The organism is uncultured Croceicoccus sp., assembly GCF_947496385.1.
Taxonomy (GTDB): domain Bacteria; phylum Pseudomonadota; class Alphaproteobacteria; order Sphingomonadales; family Sphingomonadaceae; genus Croceicoccus.
In genome coordinates this window covers 24,266-47,759 of sequence record NZ_CANMCP010000008.1, presented here as the reverse complement: position 1 = coordinate 47,759, position 23,494 = coordinate 24,266, and the positions used below count along the sequence as shown (strand labels likewise).

Annotated in this window: 21 protein-coding genes; 8 read left to right on the top strand and 13 right to left on the bottom strand. The window is 65.7% G+C overall.

Going from position 1 to position 23,494, the window contains the following annotated elements; translation table 11 throughout:
* Window positions 1-29: 29 nt before the first annotated feature.
* The 4 genes from ahpF to Q0897_RS12525 all read right to left on the bottom strand — a co-directional run bounded on the left by ahpF (window position 30) and on the right by Q0897_RS12525 (window position 4,160).
* On the bottom strand, window positions 30-1,628 hold the full coding sequence (ahpF, locus tag Q0897_RS12540) for an alkyl hydroperoxide reductase subunit F (protein ID WP_299309788.1): 1,599 nt from the start codon (window positions 1,626-1,628) through the stop codon (window positions 30-32).
* A 118-nt stretch (window positions 1,629-1,746) separates the two neighbouring features.
* The gene (ahpC, locus tag Q0897_RS12535; RefSeq protein WP_299309787.1) at window positions 1,747-2,313 is read right to left on the bottom strand and encodes an alkyl hydroperoxide reductase subunit C; all 567 of its coding nucleotides are present in this window, start codon (window positions 2,311-2,313) and stop codon (window positions 1,747-1,749) included.
* 206 nt (window positions 2,314-2,519) lie between these two features.
* Window positions 2,520-3,614: a chorismate synthase gene (gene aroC, locus Q0897_RS12530; protein WP_299309786.1), complete on the bottom strand. Its 1,095-nt coding sequence runs from the start codon at window positions 3,612-3,614 to the stop codon at window positions 2,520-2,522.
* A 90-nt stretch (window positions 3,615-3,704) separates the two neighbouring features.
* Window positions 3,705-4,160: a PAS domain-containing protein gene (locus Q0897_RS12525; protein WP_299309785.1), complete on the bottom strand. Its 456-nt coding sequence runs from the start codon at window positions 4,158-4,160 to the stop codon at window positions 3,705-3,707.
* A 233-nt stretch (window positions 4,161-4,393) separates the two neighbouring features.
* Here Q0897_RS12525 and Q0897_RS12520 point away from each other — a divergent pair, with 233 nt between their 5' ends.
* Window positions 4,394-4,744, top strand: coding sequence for an ArsC family reductase (locus tag Q0897_RS12520; RefSeq protein WP_299309784.1), 351 nt, complete (start codon window positions 4,394-4,396; stop codon window positions 4,742-4,744).
* Between the two features lie 35 nt (window positions 4,745-4,779).
* Window positions 4,780-5,676: a dienelactone hydrolase family protein gene (locus Q0897_RS12515; protein WP_299309783.1), complete on the top strand. Its 897-nt coding sequence runs from the start codon at window positions 4,780-4,782 to the stop codon at window positions 5,674-5,676.
* A 7-nt stretch (window positions 5,677-5,683) separates the two neighbouring features.
* Here Q0897_RS12515 and ubiG read toward each other — a convergent pair whose 3' ends face one another.
* Window positions 5,684-6,466, bottom strand: a complete 783-nt coding sequence (gene ubiG, locus Q0897_RS12510; protein WP_299309782.1) for a bifunctional 2-polyprenyl-6-hydroxyphenol methylase/3-demethylubiquinol 3-O-methyltransferase UbiG — start codon at window positions 6,464-6,466, stop codon at window positions 5,684-5,686.
* Between the two features lie 53 nt (window positions 6,467-6,519).
* Here ubiG and Q0897_RS12505 point away from each other — a divergent pair, with 53 nt between their 5' ends.
* Window positions 6,520-7,788, top strand: a complete 1,269-nt coding sequence (locus tag Q0897_RS12505; protein WP_236672277.1) for an aspartate kinase — start codon at window positions 6,520-6,522, stop codon at window positions 7,786-7,788.
* Here the strand turns inward: Q0897_RS12505 and katG are convergent.
* Window positions 7,755-10,082 (bottom strand): catalase/peroxidase HPI, encoded by a 2,328-nt coding sequence (katG, locus tag Q0897_RS12500; RefSeq protein WP_299309781.1) that lies wholly within the window; start codon window positions 10,080-10,082, stop codon window positions 7,755-7,757. The genes Q0897_RS12505 and katG overlap by 34 nt on opposite strands.
* Window positions 10,083-10,256: 174 nt before the next feature.
* On the opposite strand from katG, the gene Q0897_RS12495 reads away from it, so the two are divergent.
* Window positions 10,257-11,267: a nitronate monooxygenase gene (locus tag Q0897_RS12495; RefSeq protein WP_202086432.1), complete on the top strand. Its 1,011-nt coding sequence runs from the start codon at window positions 10,257-10,259 to the stop codon at window positions 11,265-11,267.
* Window positions 11,268-11,291: 24 nt separating this feature from the next.
* On the opposite strand, the gene Q0897_RS12490 is transcribed toward Q0897_RS12495, so the two are convergent.
* The 3 genes from Q0897_RS12490 to pepN are packed head-to-tail and all read right to left on the bottom strand — an operon-like array spanning window position 11,292 to window position 14,973.
* Window positions 11,292-11,516, bottom strand: a complete 225-nt coding sequence (locus Q0897_RS12490; RefSeq protein WP_202086431.1) for a hypothetical protein — start codon at window positions 11,514-11,516, stop codon at window positions 11,292-11,294.
* A gap of 41 nt (window positions 11,517-11,557) precedes the next feature.
* Entirely contained in the window at window positions 11,558-12,322 is a 765-nt protein-coding gene (gene pgeF, locus Q0897_RS12485) for a peptidoglycan editing factor PgeF (protein WP_299309780.1), read from the bottom strand.
* A 2-nt stretch (window positions 12,323-12,324) separates the two neighbouring features.
* Complete coding sequence (gene pepN / locus Q0897_RS12480; RefSeq protein WP_299309779.1) at window positions 12,325-14,973, bottom strand: aminopeptidase N; 2,649 nt, start codon at window positions 14,971-14,973, stop codon at window positions 12,325-12,327.
* A gap of 78 nt (window positions 14,974-15,051) precedes the next feature.
* Here pepN and Q0897_RS12475 point away from each other — a divergent pair, with 78 nt between their 5' ends.
* Window positions 15,052-15,873 carry an SDR family NAD(P)-dependent oxidoreductase gene (locus Q0897_RS12475; protein ID WP_299309778.1) on the top strand — a complete coding sequence of 274 codons (822 nt, stop codon included), beginning with the start codon at window positions 15,052-15,054 and terminating at the stop codon, window positions 15,871-15,873.
* Here the strand turns inward: Q0897_RS12475 and Q0897_RS12470 are convergent.
* The 4 genes from Q0897_RS12470 to pyk form a co-directional block, all read right to left on the bottom strand.
* On the bottom strand, window positions 15,827-16,795 hold the full coding sequence (locus tag Q0897_RS12470; RefSeq protein WP_299309777.1) for a DMT family transporter: 969 nt from the start codon (window positions 16,793-16,795) through the stop codon (window positions 15,827-15,829). The two genes, Q0897_RS12475 and Q0897_RS12470, sit on opposite strands and share 47 nt — an antisense overlap.
* Window positions 16,792-17,793 (bottom strand): beta-eliminating lyase-related protein, encoded by a 1,002-nt coding sequence (locus tag Q0897_RS12465; RefSeq protein ID WP_299309776.1) that lies wholly within the window; start codon window positions 17,791-17,793, stop codon window positions 16,792-16,794. The genes Q0897_RS12470 and Q0897_RS12465 overlap by 4 nt, the downstream gene beginning before the upstream one ends.
* A gap of 54 nt (window positions 17,794-17,847) precedes the next feature.
* Window positions 17,848-20,142: a TonB-dependent receptor gene (locus Q0897_RS12460; protein WP_299309775.1), complete on the bottom strand. Its 2,295-nt coding sequence runs from the start codon at window positions 20,140-20,142 to the stop codon at window positions 17,848-17,850.
* A gap of 105 nt (window positions 20,143-20,247) precedes the next feature.
* A complete protein-coding gene (gene pyk / locus Q0897_RS12455; RefSeq protein WP_299309774.1) occupies window positions 20,248-21,708 on the bottom strand; it encodes a pyruvate kinase in 1,461 nt (486 codons plus the stop codon).
* 94 nt (window positions 21,709-21,802) lie between these two features.
* On the opposite strand from pyk, the gene Q0897_RS12450 reads away from it, so the two are divergent.
* From Q0897_RS12450 to Q0897_RS12440, 3 genes are all read left to right on the top strand, one after another.
* On the top strand, window positions 21,803-22,114 hold the full coding sequence (locus Q0897_RS12450; RefSeq protein WP_299309773.1) for a DUF1244 domain-containing protein: 312 nt from the start codon (window positions 21,803-21,805) through the stop codon (window positions 22,112-22,114).
* Window positions 22,115-22,271: 157 nt separating this feature from the next.
* Window positions 22,272-22,508: a DUF2312 domain-containing protein gene (locus Q0897_RS12445; RefSeq protein ID WP_202086415.1), complete on the top strand. Its 237-nt coding sequence runs from the start codon at window positions 22,272-22,274 to the stop codon at window positions 22,506-22,508.
* A 112-nt stretch (window positions 22,509-22,620) separates the two neighbouring features.
* Entirely contained in the window at window positions 22,621-23,481 is an 861-nt protein-coding gene (locus Q0897_RS12440) for an SDR family oxidoreductase (RefSeq protein WP_299309772.1), read from the top strand.
* Window positions 23,482-23,494 lie beyond the last annotated feature (13 nt).

The following is a 23,494-nucleotide window of genomic DNA, read 5'->3' as shown; positions in this document are numbered from 1 at the left end:
CGCCCCGTTTCCTGATCAATCGAGCCGGTTCAGGCCGCCTGCGCCGCCGCGGCGATCTCCTCCGCCGGTTCGGTGCGGATGATATAGTCGAATGCCGACAATGCCGCCTTCGACCCTTCGCCCATGGCGATGACGATCTGCTTGTACGGCACGGTGGTCACGTCGCCCGCCGCGAATACGCCGGGCAGGTTGGTGGCGCCGCGCTCGTCGATCTTCACCTCGCCGCGATCCGACAATTCGACGCCGCTGTCCTTCAGCCATTCGCTGTTGGGGACTAGGCCGATCTGCACGAACACGCCGTCGAGATCGACCTTGCGCTCCTCGCCGCTGTCGCGATCTTTGTAGACGAGGCCGTTCATCTTCTTGCCGTCGCCGGTGACCTCGGTCGTCTGCGCAGAGGTCACGATCTCGACATTGGCAAAGCTCTTCAGCTTGTCGACCAGCACCGAATCGGCCCGCAGCTGGCTGTCGAATTCGATCAGCGTGACGTGGCCGACGATATTGGCGAGGTCGATCGCCGCCTCCACGCCGGAATTGCCGCCGCCGATCACGCCCACGCGCTTGCCCTTGTACAGCGGCCCGTCGCAGTGCGGGCAATAGGCGACGCCCTTGTTCTTGTACTCCTCCTCGCCCGGCACGCCGAGCTGGCGCCAGCGGGCCCCGGTGGTGATGATGACCGACCGTGCCTTCAGCGAAGCGCCATTGTCGAACAGGATTTCGTGCAGGCCGCCCTTTTGCGTGGCGGGGACGAACTTGCTCGCGTTCTGAAGGTTCATCACGTCGATGTCATATTGCGCGACGTGGTTTTCGAGCGCGGCGGCCAGTTTCGGGCCTTCGGTGTAATCGACGGAGATGAAATTCTCGATCCCCATCGTGTCCATCACCTGCCCGCCGAAACGCTGTGCCGCGATGCCGGTGCTGAACCCTTTTCGCGCGGTGTAGATCGCCGCCGATGCGCCCGCCGGGCCGCCGCCGATGACGAGCACCTCGAACGCGTCCTTCGCCGCGAGCTTTTCCGCCGCACGCGCCGACGCGCCGGTGTCCACCTTGGCCAGGATTTCCTTCACGTCCATGCGCCCGTTCGCAAAGGGTTCGCCGTTGAGATAGACGGCGGGCACGGCCATGACGTCGCGCTTTTCGACCTCGTCCTTGTACGTGCCGCCCTCGATCAGCGTGGCGGTGACGTTGGGGTTGTAGATCGCCATCAGCGTCAGGGCCTGCACCACGTCGGGGCAATTGTGGCAGGACAGCGAGAAATACATCTCGAAATCGAATTGGCCGTCGAGATTGCGGATCTGTTCGATCACGTCGGCATCGACCTTGGGCGGATGGCCCCCGGCCCACAACAGCGCGAGCACCAGCGAGGTGAACTCGTGCCCCAGCGGGAGGCCCGCAAAGGTGACGGAGGCGGAATGATCGTCGGCGCGGCGAATGTCGAAGCTGGGCTTGCGGGCGTTCGTGCCGCCCTCGACCACGGTGACCTTGTTCGACTGGGACGCGATCTCGTCCAGCAGTTCCTTCGTTTCGGCCGCTTTTGCATCGTCGCCAAGGCTGGCGACAAGCTCGATCGGCGTTTTGAGATTGCCGAGATAGTTTTGCAGCTGCTGCTTCAGATTGGCGTCGAGCATGTCTGTTTCCTGTTAAGCTGATTGTTGCGCGGAGGCCGGACGCAGCACGGCCCGGGGCGGCGTATCCCACCCCGGGCCGCGCGCATCGTCATGGCCCTTACGAAAAAGGGCGAAACCTTTAGATCTTGCCGACGAGATCCAGCGAGGGAGCCAGCGTGTCGCTGCCTTCTTCCCAGTTCGCGGGGCAGACCTGGCCCGGGTTGGCGCGGACATATTGCGCGGCCTTGATCTTGCGGACCAGTTCCTTCGCGTTACGGCCGACGCCTTCGCTCGTGATTTCCATGACCTGGATCACGCCGTCGGGATCGACGAGGAAGGTCGCACGGTCGGCGAGGCCCATTTCCTCACGCAGGACGCCGAAATTGTTCGACAGCGTGTGGAGCTGATCGCCGAGCATCGGGAACTTGATCTTGCTGATCTTGTCCGAGGTGTCGTGCCATGCTTTGTGGCTGAAATGCGTGTCGGTCGAAACCGAGTACACCTCGACGTCCATGTTCTTGAGCGTGTCGTACTGACCGGCGAGATCTTCGAGCTCGGTCGGGCAGACGAAAGTGAAGTCGGCGGGATAGAAGAAGAATACCGACCAGTGGCCCTTTACGTCGCTGTCCGAAACCTCGAAGAAATCCTTGCCTTCCTGATAGGCGGTGGCGTTGAACGGCTTGATCTGGCTTCCGATGATACCCATGCGGTCTTCTCCTTTTGCGGTGGGAAAGAGCGCGGCAGCAGCGCCGCACCCTTCGAATTTCTGATGCTGAGATAGGTGCGCACCTGCCAAAACCCAAGCGGCAAAAAGCGATGATATTAATCGAGTAAATCGATGAAACCTTCTGCGTCAGCCGAAACGTTCGATCGACGCGGCAAGCCGTTGATGCAACGCGGAATTTCAGGCTTTCACAATTCGCCCGGCCCGCATTGCGCCCGGTGCAGCATGGCATGATCGGCAAGAACAAGCGCCATCATCGCCTCCACCACCGGCACGCCGCGAATGCCGACGCACGGATCGTGGCGGCCTTTCGTGACGATTTCGCCGGCCCCGCCGTCGCGGGTGACGGTCGGCACGGGGATCAGGATGGACGAGGTCGGCTTGAACGCGACCCGCACGCGCACGGGCTGTCCGGTCGAAATGCCGCCGGCGATGCCGCCTGCATGATTGGCGGCGAAGGTCACGCCGTCCTCGCCGGGTTGCATCGGGTCGGCGTTTTCCTCCCCGCGGAGCGCCGCCGCGCCGAACCCATCGCCGATCTCCACGCCCTTTACCGCGTTAATGCCCATCATCGCGGCGGCGAGATCGGCGTCCAGCTTGCCATAGACGGGCGCCCCCCATCCCGCGGGCACGCCAACCGCCTCGCATTCGACCACCGCGCCGAGCGAGGAGCCCGCCTTGCGCGCGTCATCCACCGCCACGGTCCAGCGTTCGGCGGCCTTGGCGTCGGGACAGAAAAACGGGTTCCGGCCGATTTCCTCCGCGTCGAAATTCGCAGGGTCGATCGCGTCGCCGCCGATGGCCGACACCCATGCGCGGATCGTCACGCCGCCCACGATCCGCCGCGCCACCGCGCCCGCCGCGACCCGCGCCGCGGTTTCGCGCGCGCTGCTGCGTCCGCCGCCGCGATAATCGCGAAAGCCATATTTCGCGTCATAGGCATAATCGGCATGGCCGGGGCGATAGCTTTGCGCGACGTTCGAATAATCCTTCGAGCGTTGATCGGTATTTTCGATCATGAGCGAGATCGGCGTCCCGGTCGTGCGCTGCACCCCGTCGTCGCCTGCAAATACGCCCGACAGGATGCGCACCGCATCGGGTTCGCGCCGCTGTGTCGTGAAACGGCTGGTGCCGGGACGGCGCGCGTCGAGGAAGGGTTGTATGTCGGTTTCGCAAAGGGCGATCCCCGGCGGGCACCCGTCGACCACGGCGCCCAGCGCGGGTCCATGGCTTTCGCCCCACGTGGTAAAGCGCAGCACGCGGCCGAATGTGTTTACGCTCATGTCCTGGCCCCTGCAATCGGATGGGATGGTGGGGGCGCTTTTGGCGGTTTGTGCGCAAATGTCCACCGCAACCGGTGGGGTGCGGCGCGATCAGGCGATCCGTGCGATCTCCGCCGTGTCTCCATCTTCGGTAATGTCGCGCGACACGCACAGGATCGACACCACCGGCCCCGCCCGCGAGATCAGCGGCTTGAGACTGACCGACCAGTATCGCGGCGTGCCGAGCGCGGTCGGGCAATACGCCTCGAACATGCGCGGTGTTCCGCCAAGCGCTTCCATGAATTCATTGCGCACGAACGCCCGGTATCGTTCGGGCCAGATGTCCCACCAGATCTTGCCGAGGATCTCGCTCTGGTGCGAAACCTCCAACGCGCGGAGCCCACCGCAATTGACATGCTCAAGCGTGCCGTCGACACCCAGGATCTTGACGCAATCCTCGCTCTGCAGCAGCAGGTCGAGCGCAATATCCTCGTGCGAAAGCACAATGCCTTCGACGGGGTGAAGCGATACGACGTAAAGGGGATCCCCCTGAGATTTCTCTTTCATTGGCTTGCACCGGTTCAATGTTCGCGCATGGAAGTCACACACAATGTCTGACGCCATGATAAAGGACGGTGGTTGAGAGTCGATTTATAGTCGTCCTATGGGGAATCGCGGTGTTCGATGAACGGTTGCGGCGATGCAATATTAACCGCAACGCACGTTATTAACCGTAACGAAGGATCGGCGCCGTTGCGCACGTCCTTATCGCCACGCCCATCGACAGGAGAATCACGCCCATGACCCAGATCGTCCTTTACGGCATTCCCAATTGCGACACCGTGCGCAAGGCGCGCAAATGGCTGGATGCCGAAGAGGTCGCCTATCGCTTTCACGATTTCCGGAAGGACGGGACCGATCCCGAACGGCTGGCCGGGTGGATAGGCACGGCGGGGCGCGATACGCTGCTCAACCGGCGGGGGACCACGTGGCGCAAGCTTCCGGAAACGGCAAAGGACGGAATCGACGACGATGCGGGAGTAGCGCTCATGACGGAGCATCCCGCACTGATCAAACGGCCGGTGGTGGAACATGCGGGCGGTCTGCTGGTTGGGTTCGACGAGGCGGAATGGCGCACCGCATTGCTCTAGGCGCCGGATCGACAACAGCGACAGGAGCGTGACCCATGTGCGAGGACAGAACCGGGCCGGACGATTTTGCCGAGCATGACGCGGCGCTCGCGCGGCGCGGTCTTTCCCGGCGGCAGTTCGGCATGATGGGGGCGGCCGCCTTCGCCGCGTCCTGCACCACGATGGATGGCGGCATGGGCGGCGCCGACGATGGGGCCGCATTGACCGAGGGCATGGTCGATATCGCGACGCCCGACGGCACCGCCGACGCGTTTTTCGTCCACCCCGCCGAAGGGCGGCACCCGGCCGTCCTGCTCTGGCCCGACGTGGCCGGCCTGCGCGAGGCGTTCAAGGTGAAGGCGCGCAAGTTCGCGCAGGAGGGCTATGCCGTGCTCGCCGTGAACCATTATTACCGCAATGCCCGCGCCCCGATCCTGGAAACGTTCAGCGAATGGCGCACGCCCGAAGGCAGCGCGAAGATCGAACCCATGCGTCAGGCGATCAATCCCGCCCGCACGACAACCGATGCGCGCGCTTTCATCGCATGGCTCGATGCGCAGCCTGCCGTCGATACGACGCGCGGCATCGGGACGCAGGGGTATTGCATGGGCGGTCCCTATACCGTGCGCACGGCGGCGGCGGTGCCCGCGCGGGTGCGGGCGGCGGCCTCGCTCCACGGCGGGGGGCTGGTCGTCGACGAATCGAACAGCCCGCATCGCATTCTGGATCAGACGCAGGCCGCGTTCCTGTTCGCCATCGCACAGAACGATGATGCGAAGGATCCCTCGGCCAAGACCGCGCTGCGCGAGGCCGCCGATGCGGCGAACGTGCCCGCGGTGGTGGAGGTCTATCCCGCCGACCATGGCTGGACCGTGATCGATTCGCCCGCCTATGACGCGGCGGCGGCGAACCGGGCCGTTGCCGCGATCCTCTCGCTTTACGACGCGCTGTAACCGGGCGTCAGCCGCGCGTGACCGCCACGATATAGTTCAGCGCCAGATCGTCCGACAGTTCCAGCCCACGCATCGGTGAGAAGCCGATGCCGCGAAGGTTGTGCATCGTCAGCCCCGCGGCGCGCAGCAATGCCTCAAGCTCCTCCGGCGTGATGAACCGGTTCCAGTCATGCGTGCCGCGCGGCACCATGCCGAGCCGCTCCGCACCCTCCACCAGCAGCAGCCGCGACCGCGCCGTCCGGTTCGGGGTGGACAGGATCATCAACCCGCCCGGCGCGAGCTTTTGCGACAGCGCGTGGACGAAGGCGCCCTTGTCCGCGACATGTTCGATCACCTCCATCGAGGTGACGAGGTCGAACGGCCCGTCCTCCAGCGCGGCCAGCTCGCCCGCATGGTAATCGATGGAAAGCCCCATCGCATCGGCATGCGCGCGCGCCACCGCGATATTTTCCGCCGCCGCATCGACGCCCGTGACCACCCCGCCGAGCCGGGCCAGCGGTTCGCACAGCAGCCCCGCGCCGCACCCGACATCGAGCGCGCGTTTTCCGCCAAGAGGCCGGCGCGCATGAATATCGCCCGCCCAATGCGCATCGATCGCCTCGCGAATATAGCGCAGCCGCACGGGATTGAGCCTGTGCAACATGGCCGACGATCCCGCAGGATCCCACCATTCGCGGGCGAGCGCGCCGAAATGCGCGGCCTCGTCCGCACGGATGGTCGCGCCGCCGGGGGCCGCGGCACGGGTTTCGGGCGATGAGCCGGTTTCAGGTGATACAGTTGCATTTTCCATAGCAGTCAGACTAACAGCGCCGCGAACCCACTTCCAGCGAAAGGCACAGCGGCTTGGCGCGTATCGTGATGAAATTCGGCGGCACCTCGATGGCAGGGACGGAGCGTATTCGCCGCGTCGCCAATATCGTGCGCCGTCAACAAGAAGCCGGCCACGAGGTCGCCGTCGTCGTGTCGGCCATGGCGGGCGAAACCGACCGGCTGGTCAATTTCTGCCGGGAGGCGAACCCGCTTTTCGACCCGGCGGAATATGACGTCGTCGTCGCCAGCGGTGAACAGGTGACGGCGGGGCTGCTCGCGCTCACGCTGCAGGCGCTGGGCTGCAAGGCGCGGTCGTGGATGGGCTGGCAGGTGCCGATCCGAACGGTGGAAAGCCATGCGAAGGCGCGCGTCGATGCGATCGATTCCGACCGGCTGTGCAATGCCATGGCGGCGGGCGAGATTGCCGTGCTGCCGGGGTTTCAGGGGCTGTCGATCGACGGGCGCGTGACCACCATGGGGCGCGGCGGGTCCGACACCTCCGCCGTGGCGGTGGCGGCGGCGATCTCTGCCGACCGCTGCGACATCTATACCGACGTCGACGGCGTCTACACCACCGACCCCCGCATCGTCGCCCGCGCGCGCAAGCTGAAGGCGGTGACGTATGAGGAAATGCTCGAACTCGCCAGCGTCGGGGCAAAGGTGCTGCAGACCCGCTCGGTCGGGCTGGCGATGAAGGAAGGCGTGCGCGTGCAGGTCCTGTCGAGCTTCATCGACGACGACGCGCCGCCGGCCGACGATCTGCCGGGAACACTGATCGTCTCTGACGAGGAAATGGAGAAGCTGGACATGGAACGCCAACACGTCACCGGCATTGCGCATGACAAGAACGAGGCCAAGGTCATCCTGACCCGCGTGCCGGACAAGCCGGGCGCAGTCGCCAATATCTTCACCCCGCTGGCCGATGCGTCGATCAACGTGGACATGATCATTCAGAACGTCGGCCGCGAAAAGGGCGAAACCGACGTGACCTTCACCGTGCCGCAGGCCGATCTCGCCCGCACGCAGGCCCTGCTCGAAGACCGGCGCGAGAGCATCGGTTTCAACCGCATCATCACCGACAGCCAGGTCGCGAAGATCAGCGTCGTGGGCGTCGGCATGAAGAGCCACGCCGGCGTCGCGGCACAGATGTTCGCCGCCCTGGCCGACCGCGGCATCAATATCCAGGCGATCACGACATCGGAAATCAAGGTATCGGTGCTGATCGACGAGGACGAGACCGAGCTTGCCGTGCGTGTCCTCCACACCGCCTACGGTCTGGACGCGGTGGACGAGGCGGCCTGATCCCTTTCGCAAGAAAATCGCCCCGCCCCCGTTGAACAGGGGCGGGGCGAAGTGCCGGACGCTTTCAGGGGGGGACGCCCGGCTATTCGGTCAGATGGGCCCGATCGTTTCAGGTCGAAACGATCGGCGTTCATCACCTTCGTCCATGCCTTGACGAAGTCGGTCACGAATTTCTGCTCGTGCCCGTTTTCGGCATAGACCTCGGCGATCGAGCGCAATTGCGAGTTCGAACCGAAGATCAGGTCGGTGCGGGTCGCGCGCCAGATTTCCGCATCGCTGGCACGATCCGAGCCGATGAATTCCTCGTCCCCGCTTTCGTCCACGACCTTCCACGCCGTGTTCATGTCGAGCAGGTTGACGAAGAAATCATTGGTCAGCTGGCCTTTGCGCTTCGTCAGCACGCCGTGCTCGCTATCCCCGTGATTGGCGCCCAGCACGCGCAAACCGCCGACCAGCACCGTCATTTCCGGCGCCGACAGGCCCAGCAATTGCGCCCGGTCGAGCAATAGCTCCTCGGTCTTCACCGCGTGCTTGGTCGACAGGTAATTGCGGAAACCATCGGCCTTGGGTTCGAGCGGCTCGAAGCTTTCGGCATCGGTCCATTCCTCCAGCGCATCGCCGCGGCCCCCGGTGAAGGGCACATCGATGGCGAAACCGGCGTCCTTGGCCGCCTTCTCCACCGCCGCCGTCCCGGCCAGCACGATCATGTCGGCCATGGAAATCGCACGATCCCCGCGGATCTCCTCCAGCGTGCTCAGCACTTTCGCCAGCTCTTCTGGCTCGTTCACCGCCCAGTCGCGCTGCGGAGCGAAGCGGATATGCGCCCCGTTCGCGCCGCCGCGATGGTCCGATTTGCGATAGGTGGAGGCAGACGCCCAGGCCGTGCGCACCAGCGTGCCGATGGAAAGCCCGCTCGCCAGGATCGCCTCCTTGAGCGCGGAAACATCGCCATCGGACGGCACAGTTCCGGCGGGGACAGGGTCCTGCCAGATCAGGTCTTCGCCCGGAACTTCCGGCCCGTGATAGCGGATCTTCGGACCCATGTCGCGGTGCGTCAGCTTGAACCAGGCGCGGGCGAAGGCGTCGGCGAATTCGTCCGGGTTGGCGCGGAACCGTTCCGAAATCTTGCGATATTCGGGATCGACCTTCATCGCCATGTCGGCGGTGGTCATCATGGTCGGCACGCGCTTCCCATCGCGGTGGGCATCGGGGGCGAGTTCGTCGTCGCTGTCGACCTTGGGCTGCCACTGATGCGCGCCGGCCGGGCTTTTCACCAGCTCGTACTCATGGTCGAGCAGCATCTCGAAATAGCTCATGTCCCATTTCGTGGGCGTGGGCGTCCACGCGCCTTCGAGGCCCGACGTGATGGTATGTTCGCCCATCCCGCTTTCGAACCCGCTGGTCCAGCCAAGACCCTGCATCGCGATATCCGCGCCTTCGGGGTCGGCCCCGACGAGATTCGCGTCGCCCGCGCCGTGGCACTTGCCAAAGGTGTGGCCGCCAGCGGTCAGCGCGACGGTTTCCTCGTCATTCATTGCCATGCGGGCGAAGGTTTCGCGGATGTCGCGTGCCGAACCCATCGGGTCGGGCTCGCCGCCCGGACCTTCGGGATTGACGTAGATCAGCCCCATCTGAATCGCGGCAAGCGGGTTTTCGAGTTCCAGCTCCTTGTCCGGATCGATGCGCGTCTGGCCGAGCCATTCCTCCTCGGTTCCCCAGTACACGTCGGTTTCGGGGGCGTAGACGTCCTTGCGCCCGCCGCCGAAGCCGAACACCGGGCCGCCCATCGATTCGATCGCGACATTGCCGGTCAGGATGAACAAATCGGCCCAGCTGATGTTCTTTCCGTATTTCTGCTTGATCGGCCAGAGCAGCCGGCGCGCCTTGTCGAGATTGGCATTGTCGGGCCAGCTGTTGAGCGGGGCGAAACGCTGCTGCCCGCTCGATGCGCCGCCGCGGCCGTCGGCGGTGCGGTAGGTGCCCGCCGCGTGCCATGCCATGCGGATGAAGAACGGGCCGTAATGCCCGTAATCGGCCGGCCACCACGGCTTCGAATCGGTCATCAGCGCGTGGAGGTCGGCCTTCAGCGCATTGTAATCGAGCGCGTTGAACGCCTCGGCATAATCGAAATCGTCGCCCATCGGATCGGGCGAGGTGCCACCCTGATGCAGGATGTCGAGCTGCAATGCGTCGGGCCACCAGTCGCGGCTCTGCCGGCCGAGCAGGCCGCGCACGCCACCATCGTGGCCAAAGGGGCATCCGCCGCCGGGAATCGATCCAGTCGCTACGTCCATGTCGTATAGTCCTCTTCCATCTGGGGCGTCGCACCCCGGTTCTTGCAACGCCTCGATCCTTACTCCTTATCCCTTCATCGGGTAAAGCGATGCATAACGGATAGAGTAAACGCTTTATTCGATCATGAATCCTCCTATTGCCGCAACGCCCCGGCGGGCGTAAGCGCCGTCCCCATGAGTGATTTTGTGAAAACAGCCGCGCTGATGCGGCGCGGCGCCGATTTCCTTGGCAGCGAATATGCGATCATGTGCGGCGCGATGAGCTGGGTTTCGGAACGGAACCTGGTGTCGGCCATGTCCAATGCGGGCGGGTTCGGTGTGATCGCGTGCGGCGCGATGACGCCCGAATTGCTCGACGCGGAAATCGCCGCGACAAAGGCGATGACCGATCGCCCGTTCGGCGTGAACCTCATCACGATGCATCCCGATATCATGGCATTGATCGACGTGTGCGCAGGGCACGGCGTCGGCCATGTCGTGCTGGCCGGCGGATTGCCGCCCAAGGGCAGCGTCGAGGCGATCAAGGCCTCGGGCGCGAAGGTGATCTGCTTTGCCCCGACGCTCGCGCTGGCGAAGAAACTGCTGCGTTCCGGCGCCGACGCCATGGTGATCGAGGGGATGGAGGCAGGCGGCCATATCGGCCCTGTCTCGACCAGCGTGCTGGCGCAGGAATTCCTGCCCTCGCTATCGGGCGATCACCTCGTCTTCGTGGCGGGCGGCATCGGCCGGGGCGAGGCGATGGCAGGCTATCTCGAAATGGGGGCGGCGGGCGTGCAGCTCGGCACGCGCTTTGCCTGCGCCACGGAATCGATCGCCCATCCCGATTTCAAGAAGGCGTTTTTCCGCGCCAATGCCCGCGACGCGGTGGCCAGCGTGCAGCTCGACGCGCGGCTCCCGGTCATCCCGGTGCGCGCGTTGAAGAACAAGGGCACCGAGGCGTTCACCACGAAACAGCGCGAAGTGGCCGGCATGCTGGACACAGAAGGCCTCGAAATGGCGGAGGCGCAATTGCAGATCGAGCATTACTGGGCGGGCGCGCTGCGCCGTGCGGTGATCGACGGCGATGTGGAGAACGGCTCGCTCATGGCGGGGCAATCGGTGGGCATGGTCACGGCGGAGGAGCCGGTCGCGACCATTCTGGCCGACCTTATGGCGCAGTCCGAGGATGCGCTGACCCGCCGGTAGGGTCGGGAACGCGCAAGCGGGGTATCAGTCGCCGATGCTGCGGCTCGTCTCCGTCGCGCGGCGCAGGCGGCGGGCGGTTTTCATCGCCTCTTCGCGGCGTTCGGGCGCGCAATCGTCGGCGACGATCTGTTCGAGCCGTTCGGCCCCTTCGGACAGCAGACGGCACAGCATTTCGATCTGCGCTTCAAGGTTGCGCATTTCGTGGCGAAGCTTGGCGGTTTCGGCGCTGTCGGTTGTCTGCTCGGTCATCGGGCGCGATTATCCGCACACATCGCGCAAACGCAAGCATCCTATGATGCAATGCCGATCAGGCTGATCTGCCGGCCATATCCGCTTTCCCCTGCCAATGTCGCACGGCGGTTGGAAAAATAGCGATCCGGCTGCGATGCGGTGTCCTCGCCGGTGATGGCGATGCGCGAAATGCCCGCATCGGCAAGGCGCGATGCGACATATCCGGCAAGGTCGAATTGCGCATGGCCGGGGCGCCCGTCCTTGAAAAATCGCTCGTTCGCCTCGTCCCGGCCCACGAAGGTCAGGCGGAAGCCGTCGTCCACCTCGTAGCTTTTCTGTGCGATGCACGGCCCGATCGCGGCCGCGATATTGTCGCGCGATGCGCCCAGTTCCTCCATCGCCGCGATCGCCGCGTCGGTCACCCCGCCGATCGCGCCGCGCCATCCCGCATGGGCGGCACCCACCACGCCCGCCGCCGTATCGGCGAGCAGAACCGGCGCGCAATCGGCGGTCAATATGCCGAGCAGCAGGCCGGGCCGGTCGGTCACCATCGCATCGGCATGGGGGCGGGCATCGTCGGGAAAGGGGGAGCGGATCGTCACCGCGTCTGCCGAATGCACTTGAAACACGGTGCACAATTCGCCGCCGGGCATGACGGCATCGACGGCGCGCGCCCGGTTGGCGGCGATGGCGCGCGGCAGATCGTCGGAGCCCAGCCCCACATTCAACCCCGCATATTGCCCCGACGATATGCCCCCGCGCCGCCCGAGAAAGCCATGCTCCACCCCGTCGAGCGCGTCGCAGCGAATGATGTCGACCGACATGTTCAGTCCTCGAGGCTCTTGCCGACCTGCTCGCGCACGTCCTTCGACAATTGGGGCCGGGACGCGATCCGCTCCAGCGCGGCACGCATCATCGCGGCCCGCTTCGGCTCGATCCGGCGCCAGCGGCCGAGCGCGGGGACGAAGCGCGCCGCCGTCTGCGCATTGATCGGGTCGAGCGCGATGATGAGGTCGGCGATCATGGCATAGCCGCGCCCGCTTTCGTCGTGGAACGCCGCCGGGTTGCCCGCCATCGTCATGTAAAGCGACCGCACGCGATTGGGGTTCTTCATCGTGAAGTCGGGATGATCGGCCAGCGTGGCGACATGGTCGAGGACATCGGCGTGGCTGGCGCTGGCCTGGATGGCGAACCATTTGTCGATGACCAGCGCGTCGCCCGCATGGCGGCGGTGGAAATCGGCGAGCAATTCCTCGCGCTCGGCCACGTCGAGGCTGGCCATCACCATCATCGCGCCCTGCCGGTCGGTCATGTTGTCGGCGGCGCGATATTGCGCCTGCGCCAACTGCGCGCCATGTGCCTCGTCCGCTGCGGAGAGCAGCGAGAGCGCGAGCGTCTTCACCTTGCGCGCGCCGCGGCTCTCCGCGGACAGGTTGTAGGGCACGGCGGCGGCACGCTCGTAAAGCGCGGTGAGCGGCCCCGACAGCCGGGTGCCGAGATATTCGCGCAGCCCGTCGCGCGCGGCGACCAGGGCGCCCGGATCGGCGGGCACGGCCTGCTCGATCAGGAAGGAAATCGCCGGCAAGGTCATCAGCTCGCCCCGCATCAGGTCGTCGATGCGCGTATCGTCGAGCACCGCGCCCAGCGCATCGGCAATGGCGGCGCGGCGCCCCCCGTTCTCGCCATGCGCCTCCCGGTCCAGCAATTCGCGGGTCAGCAATTGCTGCTGCGCTTCGTATCGGGCGAAGCTGTCATCGTCATGCGCGGCGAGGAACACGAGATCCGCATCGCTCATCTCGGCATCGAGCACGATCGGCGCCGAAAAGCCGCGATTGGCCGACACCACCGGAGGCGTCGCACATCCGTTGAAGCGGAAGCTGTTTTCCGCAGCATCCAGCATCAGCAGCTTTTCCCCGCCGTGCCGCTGCATGTCGCGGTCGAACAGGGCGACGCGCAGGGGGATCGGCATCGGCTTCTTGTCCGGCTGGCCGGGGGTGGCGGGGACGGCCTGCGTGAAATGCAGCGTCACCGCGCCTTCAGCCTCGTGATGCTCCGCGCGCATGGTGACGCGCGGCGTGCCCGCCTGTTCGTACCAGCGGCGGAATTGTTTCAGGTCCAGACCGGCGCCATCCTCGATCGCGGTGATGAAATCCTCGCAGGTGGCGGCCTCGCCGTCGTGACGCTCGAAATACAGGTCGCTGCCCTTGCGGAACGCCTTTTCGCCCGCCATCGCATGCATCATGCGGATGACCTCGGCGCCCTTGTTATAGACGGTCGCGGTGTAGAAATTGCTGATTTCCTGGTAGCTGTCGGGCCGGATCGGGTGGGCGAGCGGGCCGCTGTCCTCCGGGAACTGCGCGGCGCGCAGGATGCGCACGTCCTCGATCCGCTTGACCGGCGCGCTGCCCATCGCGGCGCTGAACATCTGGTCGCGCAGGACGGTGAACCCTTCCTTCAACGACAATTGGAACCAGTCGCGGCAGGTGACGCGATTGCCCGACCAGTTGTGGAAATATTCATGGCCGACGACCCCTTCGATGGCGTCGTAATCGGCATCGGTCGCGGTGTCCGGATTGGCGAGGATGTAGCGGGTGTTGAAGATGTTCAGCCCCTTGTTCTCCATCGCGCCCATGTTGAAATCGGACACGGCGACGATGTTGAACAGGTCGAGGTCATATTCCAGCCCGAACGTTTCCTCGTCCCAGCGCATCGCGTGCTTGAGCGATTCCATCGCGTGGCCGGTGCGGTCCTCGTCCCCTTCACGCACCCAGATGGCGAGATCGACTTCGCGCCCCGACATGGTGGTGAAACTGTCGCGGCGGGACACCAGCCGCCCGGCGACCAATGCGAAGAGATAGGACGGCTTGGGCCAGGGGTCGTGCCACACCGCGTAATGGGTGTCGCCATCCTCGCCCGCCTCGGTGCAATTGCCGTTGGACAAAAGCACGGGGAAATCCGCCTTCGACCCTGTCATCCGCACGGTATAGCGCGACAGAACATCGGGCCGGTCCGGGAAAAACGTGATGCGCCGGAAGCCTTCCGCCTCGCACTGCGTGCACAGCATGCCGTTGGAGGCATAGAGGCCCATGAGCTGGCTGTTGGTGGAGGGATGCAGATGCGTTTCCACCATGATTTCGGCCGCGTCGCCCGAAAGGGGGAGCAGCAGGTTGGCGCCGCTCATGGTCCATCCCTCGGCCTGCGCGCCATCCACGGTCAGCTCCCGCACAGCGATCCCGTCGCCGCACAAATGGATCGTGCGGTCGGCCGCCCCGTCGGGATTGCGCTCCACCTTCATCGTCGTGCGCAGCTTCGTCACCTCCAGCCCCAGCTCGAAATCGAGGTGGATTTCGGGGACGAGCCAGGCCGGCGGGGTGTAATCCTCCCGCCGCACGGTGGCGGGCGCCTGCGGCTGCGGCGCGGCATCCGCCATTTCGGGGTTGGCGTCGGGGCGTTCGGGGTTGCGGGCAATATCCATACGGCACTACATGCGTGTTCGGCGGCGCGGGGCAAGGGGCAATCGCCCGATACCCCCAATCGAAAGGCAGGCGGCCCCATGCATCTCGTAATTTTCGGCCTCGGCTACACGGCAACGCGGATTGCCGCCCATGCGCGGGACACAGGCTGGGACGTGACCGCGACGGGGCGCGACGGCACGCTCGACTTTGCCGATACGGCGCGGGTCGCCGATGTGCTGGACACGGCGGATGCGGTGCTGTCCTCCGTCCCGCCGGACCGGGATGGCGGCGGCGATCCCGTGCTCGACACGCATGGCGCGGCGCTGGCGCGGTTCGGCGGGTGGCGCGGCTATCTCTCCTCCACCGGCGTCTATGGCGATGCGGGCGGCGCATGGGTGGATGAGAGCGCGCCCACGGGCCATGGCCGGCGCAGCGCGCGCATCGCCGCCGATGCGGCCTGGCTGTCGCAGGGCGCGCATGTGTTTCGCCTGCCCGGCATATACGGGCCGGGGCGCAGCGCGTTCGACAAGGTGCGCAGCGGCACCGCCCACCGCATCGCCATGCCGGGGCAGGTGTTCAGCCGCGTCCATGTCGAGGATATCGCCCGCGGAGTGATGGCCGCGCTTTCGCATGACGTGCCGCCGGGCGCGTATAATCTGTCCGATACCATGCCGGCGAGCCACAATGCCGTGACGGAGGAGGCGTGCCGTTTGCTGAACGTCGCGCCGCCCCCGCTTCAGACGATGGAGGAAGCGGAGCTGTCGCCGATGGCGCGCGGTTTCTATGCCGAAAATCGCCGCGTCGCCAATGTGAAGGCAAAGCGCGTGCTGGGCTGGTATCCGCTCTACCCCACGTTTCGCGAGGGGCTGGCCGCTATTCTGGAAGCGGAGCGGGGGGAGGGGGCGCCCGCTTCCCCCTGAGCGCGATGATAAGGCCCGCCATCGCGAGCGCCGCGCCGCCCATGGCAAGCCCGCTCCACACATATCCCTCGAACAGGGTGGACAGCATCATGGCGATCACCGGCACCGACACGCCGATATAGGCGGCCTTTCCCGCGCCGATCATGCGGATGATCCCGAAATAGAGCGGGAAGGTCATCACCGACCCCACCACGCCGAGATAGAGGATCCCCGCGCCATATTCCCAGCGCGGATCCCACGCCGGCGCGCCATAGATGACGAGGGCGAGACCCACGTTGATCGCCGCCCCGATCAGCATCGACCATGCCAGCAGCGGGATGAACGGCTGCGCATGGGCGGTGTCGGTATCCTGCGCGACATTGGCGATGCTCGCGCCCATGGTGGCGGTGAGGGCGAGCACGATGCCGATCGTGACCCCCCCGCCAAGCCCGGCCCCGGCGCCCGCGATCCGGTATTCATGCGCGAACAAAAGCGCCACGCCCGAAAGCGCGATGACCGAACCGACGACGAAACGCGCCGTCTGCCGCCGTTTGAGGAAAAGCCAGCTCATCGCCGAATTGGGAATGAGGATGAGCGCGAAGAGCACCGCCACGATGCCGGAGGTGAGGTAAAGCTCCGCCCGGTAGACGAACTGGAAATTCACGACGAATTGCGTGATCCCGATGAGCAGCGCCATCCCCCACCCACCCGGGCCGAGCCGGAACCCGTCCCCCCGCACCCCGGCGAGGATGAACATGCCGATCGTCGCCACGATAAAGCGATAGGCCACCGTCCAGCCGACCGGCACGACGCTGATCTGATCCTTGATGACGAGCCAGGTGCTGCCCCAGATGAACGTCACCAGGACGAAGGGCACCCACACGATGGGTTCGGAAAACGAACGCTGCACCGCGCGGCCGGGGCGGGGGGCGGCGCCGGTCACAACGCGGCGATCCGGGCGGCGAGCGATTCTGCATCGGCGATGGGGGTGTTCCATGCCGCGACGAACCGCGCCGCTTCTGCTCCCCAGTCGTAGAATTGATAGCCTTGCGTGCGCAATGCCTCGCGCTCCGCCGCCGTGAGGGTCATGAACACCTCGTTCGCTTCGACCGGGTGCATCAGCCGTTCGGGCGCCGCATCGCCCAGCGCCGCGGCCGCCGCGTTCGCGGCGCGCGCATTGGCGAGCCACAAATCGTCCTCCACCATGGCGAGCAATTGCGCGGCGAGAAAACGCCCCTTCGACGACAGGTGCCCGGCCCGCTTGCGCCGGCGCCGGGCCTCGTCCGCGAGGGCCGTGTCGAAAAATACCAGCGCCTCTGCCCCCATGCCGCCGTTCTTGATGAAGCCGAAGGCGAGGCTGTCGATGCCGTGCATACTGCTCGCCTCGGCAGGGGTGCAGCCCAGATGCGCCACCGCATTGGCAAAGCGCGCCCCGTCCATGTGGAAACGAAGGCCGCGCACGCGCGCGAATTCGCCCAGCGCGGCGAGCTCGTCGGGGGTGTAGCATTCGCCATATTCGCTGGCCTGGGTGATGGCGATCGCGTGGGGCTGCACCTGGTGCACGTCATTGCGGATGGGGTCGATGACCGCGGCGGCGGCATCGGGCGTTAGCTTCGCGCCCGGCCCCTCCGCGAGCATCAGCTTTGCTCCGTGGGTGAAGAAGCCTGGTGCACCGCCCTCATCCACTTCGATATGGGCCTCACGATGGCACACGATCCCGCCGAACGGGGGCACCATGCTGGCGAGCGCGAGGCAGTTTGCGGCGGTCCCCGTCGGCGTCCACAGCACCGCGCATTCGGTGCCGAACAGGGCCGAAAACCGCGCGTCGAGCGCCGCCGACATCGCATCGCCGTCATAGGGTGCATCGGCCGCATCCACGGCGCGCATGGCGTCCCACACGGCGGGATGGACGGGGGCGGCATTGTCGGACAGGAATTGCATGTCCCGCCCATGCGAAGCGTTGCCGCCGCCGTCAAGCGCCGTATCAGGGCCGCCCTACCAATCGAAAGCAAGCTCCACGCCCACGCGCCGCCCTTTGATCAGCGGGCTGAACGTACCGGCGGCCGGCGCGGGGTCGAACGGGGTGTTTTCCCCATCCGAAAACGGCCCGGCGGCGAATGGAATCTGCGTGTCGCCGCCGAACTGCACATTGTCGAGCAGATTGCGCCCGAACAGCGTGAGCCGGATGCCCGGATCGCCAAGGTCGATGCCGATGCTGGCGTCCAGATTGTCGAACGCGTCGACATAGCCGAAATTATTGTCGGTATAGGCGTAGCGGTCGCGATGCTGAAAATCCGCGCGGGCGGTCAGCATTGCGCCTTGCCGTACCCCCGGCACCGGCAGATTGGCCACCGCGCCCGCGCCATAGGTCCATTCCGGCACGCGCGGCAGGGCGAGCGCGCGATCGGCCCCATCGATGACGCCGTCGCCCGAGATATCCTGAAACACGCGGCGATATTGCGCGTCGATATAGCCGGCATTGGCGCGGATCGTCACGATGGGCGACACCGCGAAATGGCCCGCGATCTCGCCGCCGCGAATGCGCGCATCGGCGGTGTTATAGACCGATTGCGCAAGGCCCGATGCCACGCTCGCCACGCTGACCTCGCGTTGCAGGTCGTCCACCTCGGTCCAGAACGCGGCGAGGGTCAGCGCCGCGCGTCCGCCGGGGGAGCGATATTTGAAGCCCGCCTCAAAACTGTCGACGCGCTCCTCGTCAAAGGCCGCGTTGCCGAGGAGGTCGGCGACATCCTGAAACGCGGCGGGCTGCGTCACGCGCAGATTATAGCCGCCCGACCGATGCCCGCGGGTCCAGCTCGCATAGGCATTGGCGACCGGCGCGATGGCGTAGGACAGCGCAATGCGCGGCGACAGGCTGTTCCAGGCGCGCGCATCGGAAAACCCGTTGTCCTCTCCGGTCACGGGGTTCGTGCCGGTGAAGGGGCAGGTGCCCTGCGTCACGAAACAGGGGGCGTTGCGCGGGCGGACGAAACTGATGTCGGCGCGCTTCTCCTCCCGCGACCAGCGCAGACCTAGCCCGAGCGTCAGCCGCGCCGCGACCGGGTAATCGGCCTGCGCATAGAGGCCGTAGACATCGTGATCCTGCCGACCCCCGCCATAGAAATTGAGCGCGCTGAACGGCGGAAGCGAGCGATCCTCGTCATAGGCGACATCCTGCGTGAAGACATAGCCGCCTGCCGTCACCTTCGCCCGGCCGAGCGCGCCGGTCCAGAACAACTCGTTCGAAAACTGCTCCTGCGACGTGCCGGTGTTGGAGTGGAAGATGAACACCGGGCTCGAATCGATGTCGTTCCGCGTGCGCAGATCATATTGTCGCCAGCCGAAAATATTGGTCAGCCGCCCGTTGCCGAGCAGATACTCGCCGCGCAGCACCGCAAAATCGGAGCGGCTGTCGTAAAACCCTTCCTCGTCCACCGCGAGCATATAGCCGTATCGCGAATGCTGCCCGTGGTTCTGCGTCGGGGCGCCATCGCCCGCGCTGTCGTGCCATTCGCCCTTGGCCGTGATGGTCAGCCGCTCGCTCGCCAAGAAGGTCAGCCCGCCGCGCAGCACGCTCGTTCGCGCCGCGCCGAAATCGCTGTCGTTGAAACCGTTGCGGAAATAGCCGCCGTCGATGGTGTGCAGCGCGCCCAATCGGATCGCCAGCCGGTCCGACAGCGGTCCCGACACCACCGCCCGGGCCGTCGCCATCGGCGCGCCCCGGCCGCCGTCCACCGGCGTTTCGAACATGATCCCCGCGTGCCCCTCGCCGCGAAACGAAGGGTCTCCCGTTTCGACCAGCACCGCGCCGCCCGTCGTGTTGCGCCCGAACAGGACGCCTTGCGGCCCGCGCAGGATATCGACGCTGCTCACGTCCAGCGCGTCGAATACCGTGCCCGCATTGATGCCCACATACACCCCGTCGACGAACAGGCCGACCGCAGGGTCGATCGAGGGAATCGAGCTGTTGACGCCCAGCCCGCGGATCGCGAAATTCGCCACCCCGGCAAAGGTACCGATGGGGTCGAGCGACACGTTCGGTTCGGCATAGGTCAGCGAGGACAGGTCGCGAAACTGCCGCGCATTCAGCATGGCCGCATCATACGCCGCGACATGACCGGGATAGTCGAGCGCGCCGGTATCGCCCTTGCCCGCGGTGACGACGATCGTGTCGGCGGCCACAGGCGTGGCAGGCGCCACAGGCGCGGTCTGCGCATGGGCGGTGGCCGTGCCGGCGATCATGGCGCCCAGGCACAGAATGGGCTGGCGAAGTGCGGCTGTTGCGGTCAATGTCGTTCCTACCCTCACACGCGAAATGCACCCTTCGCGCGGGGCAGCTATACCGGGTTGCGTCCTATTGCAATTGCGAGGCGCTTGTTTCCGCCGCGCCGAGGCTCACGGTTCGGTCGGGTAGCCTTCGAGCTCGCTGCCCGTGAGGGTCACGACATGCAGCAGGTTCGTCGCGCCCGGCACGCCGAACGGCACGCCTGCCAGCACGACCAGCTTCGACCCCGCCGCGCCGAAACCGTTGCGCAGCGCCATGCGCTTGCCCTTGGCGATCATCTCTTCGAAACTGCCGATGTCCTTCGTGCGGACCGCGTGCGCACCCCAGAGCAACGCCGAACGCCGCGCCGTCTTCACCGCCGGGGTGAGCACGAGCAGCGGCACGCCCGGCCGTTCGCGGGCGACGCGCCGCGCCGTGCTGCCGGACGCTGTAAACACGGTGATCGCCGCGATCGGCAGGGTGTTGGCGATCGACGCGCTGGCCTCGGCCAGGGCGTCGGATGTCGTCGCATCGGGCTCCACATGGCCGAGCGCGATATGTTCGGAATAGCCGGGGTCGCGTTCGACCTGCCCGGCGATGCGGTCCATGATCGTGACGGCTTCCTCCGGCCACTGCCCGGCCGCGGTTTCGGCCGACAGCATGACCGCGTCGGCGCCGTCATAGACCGCATTGGCGACGTCCGACACCTCCGCCCGCGTGGGCGAGGGGCTTTCGATCATGGATTCCAGCATTTGCGTGGCGACCACGACCGGCTTGCCCGCCGCGCGGGCCTGCCGCACGATGCGTTTCTGAAGCGGCGGCACTTCCTCCGGGTTCAGCTCCACGCCGAGATCGCCGCGCGCCACCATCAGCCCGTCCGACAGTTCCAGAATCTCGTCCAGGTGTCGCACGGCCAGCGGTTTTTCGATCTTGGCCATCAATGCGCCATATCCGCCCATCAGCTTGCGCGCCTCGGCCACGTCCTCGGGCCGCTGCACGAAGGACAGGCCGATCCAGTCCGCCTTGTGCTCCACGGCGAAGGCGAGATCGCGGCGATCCTTGGGCGTGAGGGCGGGAATCGGGATTTCCGCATCGGGCACGTTCACGCCCTTGCGGTCCGAAATGACGCCGCCGACCTCCGCGCTGCACAGGATCTCGTCATCGTCGGCGCGAATCACGCGCAGGCGAAGTTTCCCGTCGTCGAGCAGCAGGCGCTGCCCCTTCTTGAGCAGGCCGAACAATTCGGGATGCGGCAATTGCACGCGGGTTTCGTCGCCCGGCTCGTCCCGGCGGTCGAGCGTGAAATGCCCCGAATGGCGGATCACGGCCTTGCCGTCCTTGAACTTGCCCACGCGCAGCTTCGGCCCCTGAAGATCGCACAGGATGCCGATGGGGCGCCCGGTCTTTTCCTCCAGCGCGCGAATCGCGGCGATGGTTTTCGCGTGGTCGGCATGTTCGCCGTGGCTCATGTTCACGCGGAACGCATCGGCGCCCGCGGTCAGCAGCCGCTCGATCATTTCGGGGTCGCGGCTCGCAGGGCCGAGCGTGGCGAGAATCTTGACCTTGCGGTCGCGCGGTTCGAACTTGTGCAAGAAGATTTGTCCCGATGGCTTCTCAGTGGCAAGTCCTATGGGCACAGCCCCGCCCTCGCAAGCGTTAGTGGCGATATTCAGATGGAGAAATGACATGACCGACCCCCTCGACGCGCTGCCCGATGCACAGGCCGCCGCCGCGTTCCGGCGCCTCGTGCGCCATTTGCGGCATCGCACCGATGCACAGAACATCGAATTGATGGGGCTATCGGGGTTTTGCCGCAATTGCCTCGCCGACTGGATCCGCGATGCCGGTTATGAGGGCGACAAGGGCGAGGCCCGCGCACTCATCCACGGCATGCCGATGGACGAGTGGAAGGACCGGCATCAGACCCCCGCGACCGAAGACCAGATCGCCCGGATGGAGGCCAGCGTGAAGCGCAACAAGGTGGAGAGCAATATCTGAAGTCCCCAGGCTTTGGGGCCGGGCCGAGCGGGGGGAGGCGCACCCTGTGCATAAATTGCGCGGGCACGGGTTCACCCCCGCGCCCCTCTTGGCTAAGGCCGCGCGCTGACGAGCATGACGCTCGAACCCGATTCTATCATTGTGGAGACACGCCGCCATGGCCGAAAACACCGACGATCGCCTGCGCCTGCTGATCGAGCGTATCGAGCGCCTCGAAGAGGAAAAGAAGGGCATCGCCGACGACATCAAGGAAGTCTATGGCGAGGCGAAGGCCGTGGGCTATGACGTGAAGATCATGCGCCAGATCGTCCGCCTGCGTAAGATGAAGGCCGACGACCGCCGCGAAATGGACATGGTGCTCGAAACCTACAAGGCGGCGCTGGGTATCGACTGAACCCGGCCGCCCCCGATTATTCGGCAATGCGGGCCGGACATGCGACCGTTCGCGGAACGGGGCTCATGTCCGGCCCGTTTCCTTTCAAACGCGATTTTGAAAGGACAACCCCATGGCCAATGCCGATTTCATCGAGAAGATCGACGAAGAGCCCGGCCTCCCCGGCAGCGAGGCGAAGCTCGATCCCACCCCTGAATACATGCCGCGCTACCCCGGATCGGGGCGGCTGAAGGACAAGGTCGCCATCGTCACCGGCGCCGACAGCGGCATCGGCCGCGCCGTTGCCGTGCTCTATGCCCGCGAAGGGGCGAAGGTCGCGATCTCCTATCTTTCGGAGCATGAGGACGCGGAAAAGACCGCGCAGCTCGTGCGCGACGAGGGGAGCGAGGCGCTGCTGTTTCCCGGCGACCTGGGCCACAAGGACCAATGCGACAAGATCGTGCGCGAAACGGTCGATAAATGGGGCCGTCTCGACATCCTCGTCAATGATGCGGGCGAGCAGCACCCCGACAAGGACGTGACCGACATCACCCCCGAACAGTTGCAGCGCACGTTTCAGTCCAACATCTTTTCGCAGTTCTACATGGTGCAGGCCGCGCGCCCGCATCTTAAAAAAGGGGCGGCGATCGTCAATTGCACCAGCGTGACGATGTACAAGGGCTCGCCCGGCCTGCTCGATTACAGCGCGACGAAGGGTGCGATCACCGCTTTTACCCGCTCGCTGTCGGGCAATCTGGTCGATGACGGCATTCGCGTGAACGCGGTCGCACCCGGTCCGATCTGGACGCCGCTCAACCCCGCCGGCGGCGCCCCGCCCGAAAAGGTGAAGCATTTCGGCGAAGGCACGCCGATGGGCCGCCCCGGACAGCCGAACGAGGTCGCGCCCGCGTTCCTGTTCCTCGCGTGCGAGGATTCGTCGTATATGACGGGGCAGGTGCTTCACCCCAATGGCGGGAGCGTGGTCAATGCCTAGTCCCTGGAGCAAT

Bases quoted from the DNA above. Each gene is read 5' to 3' on its own strand.
- aroC (WP_299309786.1), bottom strand. From the start codon at position 3,614: ATGAGCGTAAACACATTCGGCCGCGTGCTGCGCTTTACCACGTGGGGC.
- Q0897_RS12515 (WP_299309783.1), top strand. From the start codon at position 4,780: ATGTGCGAGGACAGAACCGGGCCGGACGATTTTGCCGAGCATGACGCG.
- Q0897_RS12465 (WP_299309776.1), bottom strand. From the start codon at position 17,793: ATGCAATTCCTGTCCGACAATGCCGCCCCCGTCCATCCCGCCGTGTGG.
- Q0897_RS12525 (WP_299309785.1), bottom strand. From the start codon at position 4,160: ATGAAAGAGAAATCTCAGGGGGATCCCCTTTACGTCGTATCGCTTCAC.
- ahpF (WP_299309788.1), bottom strand. From the start codon at position 1,628: ATGCTCGACGCCAATCTGAAGCAGCAGCTGCAAAACTATCTCGGCAAT.
- pgeF (WP_299309780.1), bottom strand. From the start codon at position 12,322: ATGTCGGTCGACATCATTCGCTGCGACGCGCTCGACGGGGTGGAGCAT.
- ubiG (WP_299309782.1), bottom strand. From the start codon at position 6,466: ATGGAAAATGCAACTGTATCACCTGAAACCGGCTCATCGCCCGAAACC.
- Q0897_RS12520 (WP_299309784.1), top strand. From the start codon at position 4,394: ATGACCCAGATCGTCCTTTACGGCATTCCCAATTGCGACACCGTGCGC.
- ahpC (WP_299309787.1), bottom strand. From the start codon at position 2,313: ATGGGTATCATCGGAAGCCAGATCAAGCCGTTCAACGCCACCGCCTAT.
- Q0897_RS12450 (WP_299309773.1), top strand. From the start codon at position 21,803: ATGACCGACCCCCTCGACGCGCTGCCCGATGCACAGGCCGCCGCCGCG.
- Q0897_RS12490 (WP_202086431.1), bottom strand. From the start codon at position 11,516: ATGACCGAGCAGACAACCGACAGCGCCGAAACCGCCAAGCTTCGCCAC.
- Q0897_RS12495 (WP_202086432.1), top strand. From the start codon at position 10,257: ATGAGTGATTTTGTGAAAACAGCCGCGCTGATGCGGCGCGGCGCCGAT.
- Q0897_RS12440 (WP_299309772.1), top strand. From the start codon at position 22,621: ATGGCCAATGCCGATTTCATCGAGAAGATCGACGAAGAGCCCGGCCTC.
- Q0897_RS12445 (WP_202086415.1), top strand. From the start codon at position 22,272: ATGGCCGAAAACACCGACGATCGCCTGCGCCTGCTGATCGAGCGTATC.
- katG (WP_299309781.1), bottom strand. From the start codon at position 10,082: ATGGACGTAGCGACTGGATCGATTCCCGGCGGCGGATGCCCCTTTGGC.
- pepN (WP_299309779.1), bottom strand. From the start codon at position 14,973: ATGGATATTGCCCGCAACCCCGAACGCCCCGACGCCAACCCCGAAATG.
- Q0897_RS12475 (WP_299309778.1), top strand. From the start codon at position 15,052: ATGCATCTCGTAATTTTCGGCCTCGGCTACACGGCAACGCGGATTGCC.